Below are 12,554 nucleotides of genomic sequence, written 5' to 3' on the forward strand. Positions count from 1 at the left end.
CGGTGCCGTACGGCCTCCCGCCGGAGGCAGGCTGGAAGAGGGAGGCTCCGGGAGGCCCGGACAGGGATGCTCAGAGCCGGGACAGCTCGTCCACCAGGTCGTCCAGGCCCAGCGAACCCTGCGAGAGCGCCGCCATGTGCCAGGCCTTCAGGTCGAACGCGTCGCCGTGCCGCTCGCGCGCCTTCTCCCGGCCCAGCAGCCAGGCCCGCTCGCCGAGCTTGTAGCCGATCGCCTGCCCCGGAATCGTCAGGTACCGGGTCAGCTCGCTCTCCACGAAGTCCGCCGGCCGGCTGGTGTGGGCGCCGAAGAACTCCTGCGCCAGCTCCGGCGTCCACCGCTCACCGGGACGGAACGGCGAGTCCGCCGGGATCTCCAGCTCCAGGTGCATGCCGATGTCCACGATCACCCGGACCGCCCGCATCATCTGCGCGTCCAGGTAGCCGAGCCGCTCCTCCGGGTCCGCCAGGTAGCCCAGCTCGTCCATCAGCCGCTCCGCGTACAGCGCCCAGCCCTCGGCGTTGGCGCTGACCCCGCCGACCGTCGCCTGGTAGCGCGAGAGGTCCTCGGCCACGTGCGCCCACTGCGCGAGCTGCAGATGGTGCCCGGGCACGCCCTCGTGGTACCACGTGGACACCAGGTCGTAGACGGGGAACCGGGTCTGGCCCATCGTCGGCAGCCAGGTACGGCCGGGCCGGGAGAAGTCCTCCGTCGGAGCCGTGTAGTAGGGCGCCGCCGCGCCACCGGGCGGTGCGATGCGCGACTCCACCTTCCGCACCCGCTCGGCGAGTTCGAAGTGGGTGCCGTCCAGGTCCTCGATCGCCTTGTCCATCAGGCCCTGCAGCCAGGCGCGGACCTCTTCCACGCCCTCGATGTGCCGGCCGTGCTCGTCGAGGTGCGCGAGCGCCACCCACGGCGTCTCGGCGCCGGGCAGGATCTTCTCCGCCTCGCGCTCCATCTCGCCGAGGAGCCGGTGGAACTCCGACCAGCCGTAGGCGTACGCCTCGTCCAGGTCCAGGTCGGTGCCGTTGAAGTAACGGGACCAGCGTGCGTACCGCTCGCGCCCCACCGTGTTCGGCGCGCCCTCCACGGCCGGCGCGTACACCTCCCGCAGCCAGTCCCGCAGCTCCGCCAGGGCCCCGGTCGCCGCCCGCGCCGCCTCGTCCAGCTCCGTGCGCAGCGCCGCGGGACCGGCGGCGGCGAAGTCCTCGTACCAGCCGCGGCCCGAACCGTCCGTGTCGGCCCACTCGGTGAGCTGCTCGATGAAAGTGGCGGTCGGCCGGGGCCCCGCGAGCAGCTTGCGGTCCAGGCCGAGCCGGAGGGATTCGCGGTAGCCCGCGAGCGCGCCCGGGACCGCGCGCAGCCGCTCGGCGATCGCCGCCCAGTCCTCGTCCGTCTGCACCGGCATGATCGTGAAGATGTCCCGCACCGAGTGACCGGGCGTGTGCATGTTGCCGACCGCCCTCAGGTGCTCGTCCGCCTCGTGGACGGCGAGTTCGGCGGTCAGCCGCTCCCGCAGCAGCCGCCCGCAGCGCCGCTCCGCGTCGCTGTCCGCCCCGGGCTGCCGCTCCGCCTCGTCCAGCCGCGCGAGGGTGGCCCGCGTCAGCTCCGCGAGAGCCTCCTGGCCCGCCGGCGAGTAGTCGGGCAGTCTGCTCGAACTCTCCCTCACACCGAGGTAGGTACCGGTGACCGGGTCCAGGGCGATGAGGTCGTCCACGTAAGCGTCGGCGACCTGACGGGGCAGCGGGCTCTTGGTCTCAGACATGCGGCCCATCCTCGTACGACGAGGATCACCGCGTCACCCACGTACGGGGGTATTCAGCTCTCGGCGTGGCCGGGAGGCAGCAGTGGCCCGCACTCCCACTGCTGGAAGATCAGCCGGGTCTCCACCCGGGCCACCTCACGCCGCGAGGTGAACTCGTCGAGCACCAGCCGCTGCAGATCGGCCATGTCGGCCACGGCCACATGCACCAGGTAGTCGTCCGGCCCGGTCAGATGGAACACCGTCCGCGCCTCCGGCATGGCCCGGATCCGCTCCACGAACGGTCCCACCAGCTCCCGCCGGTGCGGCCGTACCTGCACCGACAGCAGCGCCTGGAGCCCGCGCCCGAGTTTGGCCGGATCGAGCCGCAGCCGGTGACCGAGGATCACGCCCGAGCGGCGCAGCCGCGCCACGCGGTCCAGACAGGTCGAGGGCGCCACGCCCACCTGGGCGGCGAGGTCACGGTAGGTGGTCCGGGCGTCGTTCTGCAGCAGGCGCAGCAGATGGAGATCCACCGGGTCCAGTACGACGGATTCGGTCATTGGCCGAACGTAGCACGGCCTCTGATGCCTGCCAGCCGCTCGATGTTCACCCTTCCGCCCATGGACACAGCGAGCACCCGTGCCTACGACGACGTACGCACCCCATCCAGAGCCCTGGCCACCGAGGCCGTGCACGCCGGACGCGACGATCTGGCCCGCCAGGGCCTGCACGCCCCGCCGATCGACCTGTCCACCACCTACCCCTCCTACGACAGCCGCGCCGAGGCCGCTCGCATCGACGCCTTCGCCACCGACGGCGCCGACCCCGTGGGGCCGCCCGTCTACGGCCGCCTAGGCAACCCGACCGTCGCCCGCTTCGAGACGGCCCTGGCCCGGCTGGAGGGCACCGAGTCCGCGGTCGCCTTCGCCAGCGGCATGGCCGCGCTCAGCGCGGTCCTCCTCGCCCGCTCCGCCGTGGGCCTGCGCCACGTCGTCGCCGTACGGCCGCTGTACGGCTGCAGCGACCACCTGATGACCGCCGGGCTCCTCGGTACGGAGGTCACCTGGACCGACCCGGCCGGCATCGGCGACGCGCTGCGCGCCGACACCGGGCTGGTGACGGTCGAGTCGCCGGCCAACCCGACCCTGGCCGAACTCGACCTGCGGGCCATCGCGCACGCCTGCGGTTCCGTGCCCCTGCTCGCCGACAACACCTTCGCCACGCCCGTGCTGCAACGGCCGGCCGAGCACGGTGCCCGGCTCGTGCTGCACAGCGCGACCAAGTACCTGGGCGGCCACGGCGACGTGCTGGCGGGGGTCGTCGCCTGCGACGAGGAGTTCGCGGGCCGGCTGCGGCAGATACGTTTCGCCACGGGCGGTGTCCTGCATCCGCTGGCGGGCTATCTGCTCCTGCGCGGCCTGTCCACGCTGCCGATACGGGTCCGGGCCGCCTCGGCCAACGCCGCCGAGCTGGTCCACCGGCTCGGCGCCGACCCGCGCGTGGCGCGCGTCCGCTATCCGCGGCTCGGGGGCGCCATGATCGCCTTCGAGGTGCACGGCGATCCGCACGAGGTCATCTCCCGGGTCCGGCTCGTCACCCCCGCGGTGAGCCTCGGCAGCGTCGACACCCTCATCCAGCACCCCGCCTCCATCAGCCACCGCATCGTCGACGCCGACGACCGGCGCGGGTCCGGGGTGAGCGACCGCCTCCTGCGGCTCTCCGTCGGCCTGGAGGACGTGGAGGACCTGTGGGCCGATCTCGACCAGGCACTGGGCCGGCCCACCCGCGCCCCGCGACCGCTCCAGGAAGCCGTGCGCTGAACGGACCCCGGCCGTCCGGTGCTGCGCGGCCCACGGACCGGCCGGCCGGCTCCGCCGTTGTCCGTACCGGCGTGCCGGCGCAGCCCCTCGATCCGGTCGCCCCGGGGGCCGCGCACCGCCGCCGCACCCCGCCGGCCGCCCGGCACGGTCACGGTCGGCCGGGAGGCCCGGCGGTGCGCGGTCCGGCGGCCCGGCACCGAGGTCGGTGCCGGGCCGCCGGTGCACGGTGCGCGGTGGTCAGTCCGGGGTGCCGGGGCGAGGGGCCGAGGCGTTCGCGGTCCGGGCCGTGCGGTGGCCGGTCATGGCCGGCGTGGCGACGAGCCGGGCCGTGATGACCAGGGTGCCCTCCTCGACCTGGTAGTCCAGCGGCAGGCCGAGGCCGCGCATCGCGGCGACCATGCCCGTGTTGGACGCCCGCGTCACGGCGTACACGCTCTCGCAGCCGGCCTCCACCGCCAACGCCACCAGCCGGCGGAGGAGTTCGGTGCCGATGCCACGCCGCTGCCAGTCGTCCTCGACCAGCAGCGCGACCTCCGTCTCGTCACCGTCCCAGAGCAGATGCCCGAGGCCGACGATGCGGCCCGAGGCCGTCTGCGCCGCCAGCGTCCGCCCGAAGCGGGGGCTGAGCAGATGGTTCAGGTACCGGTCGGCGTCGCGGGCCGGTCCGTGGTACCGCATGTCGAGGGTGCGTGCCGAGCACCGCTCGTGCATCTCCCTCGCCGCCGTCAGATCCCCGGTGTCGACCCGGCGTACGGCGATGTCCTTCCCCTCGGGCAGCGTCAGCATGTCGTGGCCGCGCGGGATCCGCGGGCCGAGCCGGCCGTCCAGCTCCACCAGCGCCCGCGCCCGGGCGAACTCGGTCGGCGTGAAGGGGAGGTACGGCCGCTCCACGGTGATCACCCCGCCCTCCGGAGCGCGCAGCCGCAGGACCGTGTCCTCCAGCACGCCCTCCACCGGTACCGGCTCGGGACCGCGCCCCCCGCCGACCGGCGCCCCGGGCAGCGAGCGGATCGTGCACCGGCCCAGCAACTGACGCAGTGCCAGCGGAAGTTCGGCGGCGTCCAGCGCGGTGCGGGCCGCCAGGCCGAGGACCCGGGTGGGGGCGTCGACCAGGTCGTGCGCGTCGGCACGCTCGATCCAGGTGGAGCCGCCCCCGGCCAGCGCGACCGCCCGGGTGATCTCGGCCGCCGGCAGCTCGCCCGGTCCCCGCAGCAGGAACTCGTCCACGGTCCCGTCGGCCAGCGGATGCGTCTGCAGGCTCAGGATGTCGACCCGCCGCTCGGCCAGCGCCGTGCACAGCACGGCCAGCGAGCCCGGCTCGTCCTGCACCGTCGTCCGCATCCGCCACAGCACGCCGGCGCCGGTCACGGCGTCCGCGCCGCCGTCGGGCCGCTGGGCGCCGGACTGCCCGGCCGACCGCGTTTCGGCGGCCTGCCGGGCACCGGTATCGCCGGCCGGCGGTGCGTGCCCGTGGCGCCTGGCCCACCACACGTGGAAGCCCGCCGTGGCCGCAAGCACGATCGCCGAGATCACCAGCAGGGCCGGGCCGTCGGGTCCGTGGCCGATCAGGTTCGCCACCGCGTCCGCCACGGCGACGGCGGTGAAGAGCGCGGCGAGTTCGACGAGGTCCCGCCGCCAGTGGTGCACGGGTCGTCCGTGCTTCGTCCGGGTCACATCAGACATCTCTGGAGTCATGCACCCACTGTGGAGGAAGGGTGTTGCGTGATCACGAACTGCTTGTGACCGATGGGTAAAGCGTGCTCCGCCCCTTTTATCGGCTTTCCCGTGCCGGACGTCCGCCGGAGCCCGCCCGACCCGTGGAGACGCCGACCGGGAGGGGGGATTGCCGGGCCGCGCTCCGGGGGATGACGCCGGTGCGCGGCTCCGTGTCAAGGGTACGGGAGCCGCAGCCGCCTACTGGCCGACCCGGCCGGGCTGCAGCCGCCGGGTGAACAGTACGGTGCCGTCCTGCTCCCGCAGCCGGACCGTCAGCTCTCCGCTGCCGCCGTCGATGTCGACCTCGCCGAAGAACTGGTAGCCGCCCGCGGGGGAGACGTTGGACGCGGCCGGCGCCTTCACGAACACCCGCTCCGGGCCGAAGGTGCCGTCCAGGGCGCTGGCCGGGAACGCACCGGCGTTGAGCGGGCCGGAGACGAACTCCCAGAACGGCTCGAAGTCGGTGAACGCGGCCCGCGACGGCTGGTAGTGCTGGGCGGAGGTGTGGTGCACGTCCGCCGTCAGCCACACCGTGCCGGTGATCCGCCGGTGCTTGACGAACCGCAGCAGCTCGGCGATCTGCAGCTCACGGCCGAGCGGGGCGCCCGGGTCGCCCTGCGCCACGGCCTCGATGTTCGGGCTGCCCTCGGTGGCGTCGGGCACGACGAGGCCGAGCGGCATGTCGGCGGCGATCACCTTCCACACCGCACGCGAGCGTGTCAGCTCCCGCTCGAGCCACTCCAGCTGCTCCCGGCCCATGATGCCCTGCGGGTCGGCGCTCTGGTCGTCGGGGGAGTTGGCGTTGCGGTAGGTCCGCATGTCCAGCACGAACACGTCCAGCAGCGGGCCATGGCGAAGCACCCGGTGGACGCGGCCCTCCCGTGCGCCCGGACGCAGCGTGGAGACCGGGAAGTACTCACCGAACGCCCGCCGGGCACGCGCGGCGAGGACGTCGACGCTCTTCTCGGTGTACCGGGTGTCGGAGGCGGCGATCACCTCGCCCGGATACCAGTTGTTGCGCACCTCGTGGTCGTCCCACTGGACGATCGAGGGCACCTGGGCGTTGAACCGGCGCAGGTTCTCGTCCAGCAGGTTGTAGCGGAAGTTGCCCCGGTACTCGGCGAGGGTCTCGGCGACCTTCGACTTCTCCTCGGTGGTGACGTTGCGCCAGGTGCTGCCGTCGGGCAGTGCCTGGGTGGCGCTGACGGGGCCGTCGGCGTAGATGGTGTCGCCGCTGCACAGGAAGAAGTCGGGGTCGAGCCGGGCCATGGCGTCGTAGATGCGGTAGCCGCCGCGGTCGGGGTTGATGCCCCAGCCCTGGCCGGCCAGATCCCCCGACCACAGGAAGCGCACGCCGTCGCGGCGGTGCCGGGAGACGGTGCGGAAGGTTCCGGTGACCGGCTCGCCGGCACGGCGTGGATCGTCCGGATCGGCCAGCAGCACGCGGTAGTGGATCTGCTCTCCGGACGGCAGACCGTGCAGCCGGGTGGTGCCGGTGAAGTCCGTGCCGGCGCCCAGCAGCGGGCCGTGCCATCTGCGCGGGTTGCGGAACGACTCGGTCGCCGCGGTCTCCACGATCATCCGGGCCGGCCGGTCGGACCGCACCCACACCAGTCCGGAGTCGGCTGTCACGTCGCCCGTCTGCACGCCCCAGCCCACCCGGGGACGCCCGGAGCGGGCGAACGCCGGGGCGGCACCGAGCCCCACGGGCAGGGTCAGGGCGGCCGACGCGGCGAGCGAGCCGCGCAGCAGGCTGCGGCGGCCGGGGAACGGACGGTGGGACATGGCTGCGCCTCCAGGATCGGGATCCGGCCGATGTGCAGAGCCACACCTACTGGTGCGCCGCGGCGCGCACGGAAACCGAAGGTGAACAACCGCCCGCCGCGCCGGCTCCGCCGGCACCGCACGGCGACGGCCCGTCAGCCGGGGGCGAGGAGGCCGCCGTTACGCGCGGGCGGCGGGTACGGGCCCGCACTCCTCGCCGCGACGTGTCCTACCCGGCCGCTCAGCGGCTGCCGTCCAGGATGACCCGGGCGACCAGCGCCGGGTCGTCGTTCATCGGGCAGTGTCCGCAGCCGGGCAGCCGCACCAGCCGGGCGTGCGGGATGAGCCGCTTGGCGCGCACGCCCTGACGGCGGACGAGGAGCCGGTCCCTGGTGCCCCAGGCCACCGTGACCGGCAGGCCCGGCAGATCGTCGGTGAACCGGACGGTGGTGCCGGCCCGCAGGGTCGCGTCGAAGCCGGTCGCCCCCGCGAGGGCGAGCGTCTCGGCGACCACGGCCTGCGGGGCCCGGCGCGCGGGGCGGCCGTAGATCGTGCTCGTCAGTGCGGTGCGGCCGGCCGCGCTACGGCTCAGCCGTTCCACCAGCGGCAGCGGGAGCCGCTGGGCGATGCCCCGCATCGCGAGCAGCACCCCGAAGGCGTACCGGCGTTCGGCCTCCGTCCAGAAACCGGCCGGCGAGAACGTCGTGACGGACCGCACGAGCTTCTCCCGGGCCAGTTCCAGGGCGAGCAGGCCGCCCAGCGAATTGCCCGCGACGTGCGGCCGGTCCAGGCCCAGTGCCCCGAACAGGGCGCCGAGCACGGAGTAGGTCGTCGGCAGGTCGTAGGCGAGGCCGGCCGGCAGGGCGGGGGAGGCGCCGAAACCCGGGAGGTCGACGGTGATCACATCGCGTTCGCCGGCGAGGATGTCCACGACCGGGTCCCAGGCCTGCCGGTGATGGCCTATGCCGTGCAGCAGGACCAGCGGTTCGCCGTGTCCCACGCGCGCGTAGGACACGGTCACGTCCTTCGGGCCGTGTGCGCTGGGGACCTTGAAGGAGACGGTGGCGGACATGGGTGCTCCTCGTCTGGATGCTGACGGACGCCGTAGACAGCTTGTCAGCGATTACTACCGGCGGGTAGCCCTCGGCGGGGCGCGCGCCGTCCAGCCCTGTCGCGGCCTCCGCGAAGATGGCGGGGCGGGCCCCGGCCCGCCGCCGCCGTGACCCACTCCGGTACAGGACTTCGCGGTCCGGACCGGCTTCGGAATGGATCATTCCGGTTGGACACCCGGCGGGCGTGTCGGATGGGATGGAGGCATGACCGCCGACCTCGGGACCGACGTCTTCGAAGAGCACCGGCCCCTGCTCATGGGCGTTGCCTACCGGATGCTGGGCCGGGTCGCCGACGCCGAGGACGTGGTTCAGGACAGCTGGCTGCGCTGGTCCGGAGCGGATCGCGCGGCCGTCCGCGAACCGCGCGCCTACCTCGTGCGGACCGTCACGCGGCTGGCCATCGACCGGCTGCGCCAGGTACAGGCGCGCGGCGAGGCCTACCCCGGGCCGTGGCTGCCGGAGCCGTACCTCACCGAGTTCGGCGACACCGTCCCCGACACCGCGGACCTGGCCCTGCTCGCCGAGACGGTCTCCTTCGCCGTCCTGGTCGTGCTGGAGTCCCTCTCGCCGCTGGAGCGGGCGGTCTTCGTGCTCCGGGAGGCCTTCGGCTATCCGTACGCCGAGATCGCCACCCTGCTCGACCGCGGCGAGCCGGCGGTACGGCAACTCGCCGGGCGGGCCCGCCGGCACGTGGCCGAACGGCGGCCGCGCTTCGAGGTCGACCCGGCCGAGCGCCGCGACCTGACCGCCCGCTTCCTCGCCGCCGCCGGCGACGGGGACATCGAGGGGCTGATGTCCCTGCTGGCCCCGGACGTCCGCCTGGTCGGCGACAGCGGCGGCAAGGCCAAGGCGCCGCTGCGGACCCTGCACACCGCCGACAAGGTCGGCCGTTTCCTCGTCGGCGTCGCCCGCACCGGCCCGGCGCTCACCTACGAGTTCGTGGAGGTCAACGGCGGACCCGCCGTGCTGGGGCGGTTCGGCGGCACACCCGACACCCTGTTCCAGCTCGACATCGCCGACGGCCGCGTCGCCACCGTGTACATCGTGCGCAACCCCGACAAGCTGCGGCACCTCGCGCGCCGCTGAGCCGCGCCCGCGAAGCCCCCGTCGTACGACGGGGGCTTCGCCGCGACGTCACGCGCACCGTTCCGTGCGAACGCCTCGTGAACGCTCCACGGCCGGCCGTTCTGTGAGCTGCCCAAGGACCGAGGATTGGTCTTGACCAAGGGTGACGGCAGCCCTATGGTCGCAGAGAAGTGCAACAACCTTTAATAAACAAGGGCGCTAAAAACCGCCGGACCACGGCTCTTGCGGAGGACAGGGTGGGGACCACGCAGCTCGAATCGGTGCCGGAACCGAAGTACTGGCATCTCAAGACCGTGCTCAGTGAGGCACTCGACTCCGAGTTCTCGGTCGGCGAGATCCTGCCCAACGAGCGTGACCTGGCCGCCCGCTTCGGCGTGGCCCGCGCCACGCTCCGCCAGGCCCTCGAACAGCTGGAGCTGGAGGGCCGGCTGCAGCGCCGCCGCGGCGTCGGCACCACCGTCGCGCCCCCGCGCGTGGGCGTGGCCGTCGGCACCGAGCGGCACACCTGGCCGGGGGACGCCTCGGACGCCTGGCAGCCCCTCGACAGTGCCTTGGACACTCCGCCCCCGGCCGTCGCCGGTGCCCTGGAGACCGGCCCGGACGAGGCCGTCCACATCGTCCGCCGCTCCCGCATGTCCCACGGTCAGCGCGTCGCCACCGAGCTGCTGTACGTCACGACGGCCTCGGTGCCCGACCTCTCCGCGATCGACACGCCGTCCGGGGCGGCCCGCGCGCGTGCGGTGCTGCGCGAGCTGCAGCGCCTCGAACTGGAGGGCCAGGACCGCGCCGTCGAGCTGGGCTCCGCGCGCGCGGACGACGCCAAGGAACTCGACCGGCTCCCCGGCTCGCCCGTCCTCGTCGTCACCACGCGTTTCTTCGCCCAGGGCCGCACCGCGGCCCTCTCCACGGCGACCTACCGGGCCGACACCTGCCGGCTGACCTTCGGCGACTCGGCCGGTGTGGAGATACACCACACCCCCGACCGGCAGGCCTCCTGACCCGCGACCGGCAGGCTCACCCCCGGGACCGGCAGGTTTCCCGACCCGCGACCGGCAGGCCGAACCCGCGACCGGCAGGCTTCCCGACCCGCGACCGGCAGGGTTCCCGACCCGCGCGACCGGCAGGCTCACCCCCGGGACCGGTAGGTTTATCGACCCGCGACCGACGGGATTCCCGACCCGGGCCGGCCCCGCTGCGTCAGCGGCGGGCCGTCGCCGCGCCCTCGACCGCGAAGAGTTGCTCCTCGACGTGGTCCAGGGCGAGCCGCAGCGCGCCCGTGGCCACGGCCGCCTCGCCCAGCAGGGACAGTGTCACCCGGGGCGGCCGCAGGCAGTAGCGGGCCAGCTCACCGCGCAGCGGTTCCAGTACGCCGTCCAGACCCGCCGCCCAGCCGCCGACCACGACCAGCTCCGGATCGAGCGCCAGCACGAGCGCGGCGACATCGTGCACGAGCCGCTGGATGAACCGCTCGACGGCCGCCCGGGCCCGCTGGTCGCCCTCGCGAGCCAGCGCGAACACCTCGGCGACGGCCTGCTCGTCCAGTGGGTGCAGCGGTTCGTCGGTGGTGGACAGCAGCGTCTCCGGGGTGGCCTCACGCCCCAGCAGATGCAGCGCCCCGATCTCCCCGGCGGCACCGCCGTAACCGCGGTGCAGCCGTCCGCCGATCAGCGAACCGGCACCGGGGCTCAGCCCCGCCAGCACGAACACGACGTCGCCGGTCTCCGTCGCCGCGCCCTTCCAGTGCTCGGCGACGGCCGCCGCGTTGGCGTCGTTCTCCACGAGCACGGGACAGCTGAAGGAGCGGCTGAGCCGCTCACCCAGGTTCAGGCCCGTCCACTGCGGCAGCGCCGTGCTCAGCCGCACCGTGCCGCCGGCCTCCACGATGCCCGGTGTGCCCACGCCCACCGCCCGCAGCGAGCTGCGTGCGACCCCGGCCCTGCGCAGGAGTTCGGCGACCGCACCGCGCAGCCGGTCGAGCCGTTCGTCCGCCGACGCGGTCTCCTCGACCTGCTTGGCCTGCGCGCCCAGTACCCGGCCGTCCAGGTCGGACAGCAGCGCGGCGACCCGGTGCGGACCGATCTCCAGGCCGAGCAGATGCCCCGCCTCGGCCCGGAACCGGAACCGGCGGGCAGGCCGCCCCTGACGGCGCGCGGTGCCCTCGTCGGCCGGCGTCTCCACGACGAGCCCGGCCTCGATGAGTCCTTCGACGACGCCCTCGACGGTCGGCCGGGACAGGCCCGTGACACGGGTGACCTCGGTGAGAGTCGCGCAGTCCGTGGCACGCAGCGCGTGCAGCACCACCGCGGAGTTTATCCTTCGCAGCAGCGACGGATCGCCGCCGGTCAGCTGCCCCACCGTCCGTCCTTCCAGCTCGCGGGCGTGTTGGGCGGATCGTACTCGGCCCGGCGCGCCCCCGGCGAGTGCCGGGTCCCCCCGTGCCGCGCCGGCCGCCGGAGCGGGCACCGGCGCACGGCCGCGAACCGGCGCGCGACGTCCGCCGGCGCGGGCCGCCGCAACCCGTCGCCGTCCGCCCGAACGGCTCGATCGGCCCGGGCGCCGCGGCTCGAACGGCCCGCTCGCCGCGGGTCGATCAACCCCCTCGGCGTGGCTCGACGAAGCCCGCCACAGGGGTTCGACGCAGCCCGTCAGCGTGGCTCGACGAAACCCGACTCGTACGCCGCGATCACCGCCTGGGTGCGGTCGCGCGCGCCGAGCTTGGCCAGTACGCCGCTCACGTGCGACTTCACCGTCTCGGTCCCGACGACCAGCCGCTCGGCGATCTCCCCGTTCGACAGTCCGCCCGCCATCAGCCGCAGCACCTCCGCCTCACGTTCCGTCAGCCGGGCCCTGTCCAGCGCGGCGCGCGCCGGCCGGTCGCCGTCGCCGTACCGCGCGGCGAGGCGACGCACGGAGGCGGGGAACAGCAGCGACTCGCCCTCGGCCACCAGCCGGACCGCATGCACGATCTCGGCCGGCCGCGCCCGCTTCAGCAGGAAACCGTCGGCACCCGCGCGCAGCGCCTCGTACACGAACTCGTCGTCCTCGAAGGTCGTCACCACCAGGATCTTCGGCGGCGCCTCGACGGTGCGCAGCACCGCGCGCGTGGCCTCGATCCCGTCCATCAGCGGCATGCGGACGTCCATCGCGACCACGTCCGGGCGCAGCCTGCGCACCAGCGGAATGACGGCCGCCCCGTCCGCCGCCTCGCCCACCACCTCGATGTCGGGCTGCGCCTCCAGCACGGCACGCAGGCCCGCGCGGACCAGGGGTTCGTCGTCGACCAGAAGCACGCTCACAGGCATCCGGCCAGCGTAG

General features: G+C 74.0%; 10 protein-coding genes. 3 read left to right on the forward strand and 7 right to left on the reverse strand.

The window, feature by feature from the left end; all coding sequences use genetic code 11:
• Positions 1–70: 70 nt before the first annotated feature.
• Entirely contained in the window at positions 71–1,762 is a 1,692-nt protein-coding gene (locus ACGFT2_RS00500) for a DUF885 domain-containing protein (protein ID WP_393271969.1), read from the reverse strand.
• 53 nt (positions 1,763–1,815) lie between these two features.
• Complete coding sequence (locus tag ACGFT2_RS00505; protein ID WP_393271971.1) at positions 1,816–2,301, reverse strand: Lrp/AsnC family transcriptional regulator; 486 nt, start codon at positions 2,299–2,301, stop codon at positions 1,816–1,818.
• 60 nt (positions 2,302–2,361) lie between these two features.
• Between ACGFT2_RS00505 and ACGFT2_RS00510 the strand changes: the two genes are divergently transcribed.
• Positions 2,362–3,561 (forward strand): trans-sulfuration enzyme family protein, encoded by a 1,200-nt coding sequence (locus tag ACGFT2_RS00510; protein WP_393271973.1) that lies wholly within the window; start codon positions 2,362–2,364, stop codon positions 3,559–3,561.
• Between the two features lie 237 nt (positions 3,562–3,798).
• Here ACGFT2_RS00510 and ACGFT2_RS00515 read toward each other — a convergent pair whose 3' ends face one another.
• The 3 genes from ACGFT2_RS00515 to ACGFT2_RS00525 form a co-directional block, all read right to left on the reverse strand.
• Positions 3,799–5,256, reverse strand: a complete 1,458-nt coding sequence (locus ACGFT2_RS00515) for a GNAT family N-acetyltransferase (protein ID WP_393271975.1) — start codon at positions 5,254–5,256, stop codon at positions 3,799–3,801.
• Between the two features lie 219 nt (positions 5,257–5,475).
• A complete protein-coding gene (locus ACGFT2_RS00520; protein WP_393271977.1) occupies positions 5,476–7,062 on the reverse strand; it encodes an alkaline phosphatase D family protein in 1,587 nt (528 codons plus the stop codon).
• Between the two features lie 220 nt (positions 7,063–7,282).
• Positions 7,283–8,113, reverse strand: a complete 831-nt coding sequence (locus ACGFT2_RS00525) for an alpha/beta fold hydrolase (protein ID WP_393271978.1) — start codon at positions 8,111–8,113, stop codon at positions 7,283–7,285.
• A gap of 244 nt (positions 8,114–8,357) precedes the next feature.
• Between ACGFT2_RS00525 and sigJ the strand changes: the two genes are divergently transcribed.
• Both sigJ and ACGFT2_RS00535 read left to right on the forward strand, forming a co-directional pair.
• On the forward strand, positions 8,358–9,239 hold the full coding sequence (sigJ, locus tag ACGFT2_RS00530) for an RNA polymerase sigma factor SigJ (RefSeq protein ID WP_393271980.1): 882 nt from the start codon (positions 8,358–8,360) through the stop codon (positions 9,237–9,239).
• 236 nt (positions 9,240–9,475) lie between these two features.
• Positions 9,476–10,237, forward strand: a complete 762-nt coding sequence (locus ACGFT2_RS00535) for a GntR family transcriptional regulator (RefSeq protein ID WP_393271982.1) — start codon at positions 9,476–9,478, stop codon at positions 10,235–10,237.
• 199 nt (positions 10,238–10,436) lie between these two features.
• On the opposite strand, the gene ACGFT2_RS00540 is transcribed toward ACGFT2_RS00535, so the two are convergent.
• Positions 10,437–11,594, reverse strand: coding sequence for an ROK family transcriptional regulator (locus ACGFT2_RS00540; RefSeq protein WP_393271984.1), 1,158 nt, complete (start codon positions 11,592–11,594; stop codon positions 10,437–10,439).
• A gap of 290 nt (positions 11,595–11,884) precedes the next feature.
• Positions 11,885–12,541, reverse strand: coding sequence for a response regulator (locus tag ACGFT2_RS00545; RefSeq protein ID WP_393271985.1), 657 nt, complete (start codon positions 12,539–12,541; stop codon positions 11,885–11,887).
• Positions 12,542–12,554: the final 13 nt, after the last annotated feature.

This window comes from Streptomyces sp. NPDC048514, assembly GCF_043199955.1.
Classification (GTDB): domain Bacteria; phylum Actinomycetota; class Actinomycetes; order Streptomycetales; family Streptomycetaceae; genus Streptomyces.

Coding starts and splice junctions, on each gene's coding strand:
- ACGFT2_RS00500 (WP_393271969.1), bottom strand. CDS start 1,762: ATGTCTGAGACCAAGAGCCCGCTGCCCCGTCAGGTCGCCGACGCTTAC.
- ACGFT2_RS00505 (WP_393271971.1), bottom strand. CDS start 2,301: ATGACCGAATCCGTCGTACTGGACCCGGTGGATCTCCATCTGCTGCGC.
- sigJ (WP_393271980.1), top strand. CDS start 8,358: ATGACCGCCGACCTCGGGACCGACGTCTTCGAAGAGCACCGGCCCCTG.
- ACGFT2_RS00520 (WP_393271977.1), bottom strand. CDS start 7,062: ATGTCCCACCGTCCGTTCCCCGGCCGCCGCAGCCTGCTGCGCGGCTCG.
- ACGFT2_RS00510 (WP_393271973.1), top strand. CDS start 2,362: ATGGACACAGCGAGCACCCGTGCCTACGACGACGTACGCACCCCATCC.
- ACGFT2_RS00545 (WP_393271985.1), bottom strand. CDS start 12,541: ATGCCTGTGAGCGTGCTTCTGGTCGACGACGAACCCCTGGTCCGCGCG.
- ACGFT2_RS00515 (WP_393271975.1), bottom strand. CDS start 5,256: ATGACTCCAGAGATGTCTGATGTGACCCGGACGAAGCACGGACGACCC.
- ACGFT2_RS00525 (WP_393271978.1), bottom strand. CDS start 8,113: ATGTCCGCCACCGTCTCCTTCAAGGTCCCCAGCGCACACGGCCCGAAG.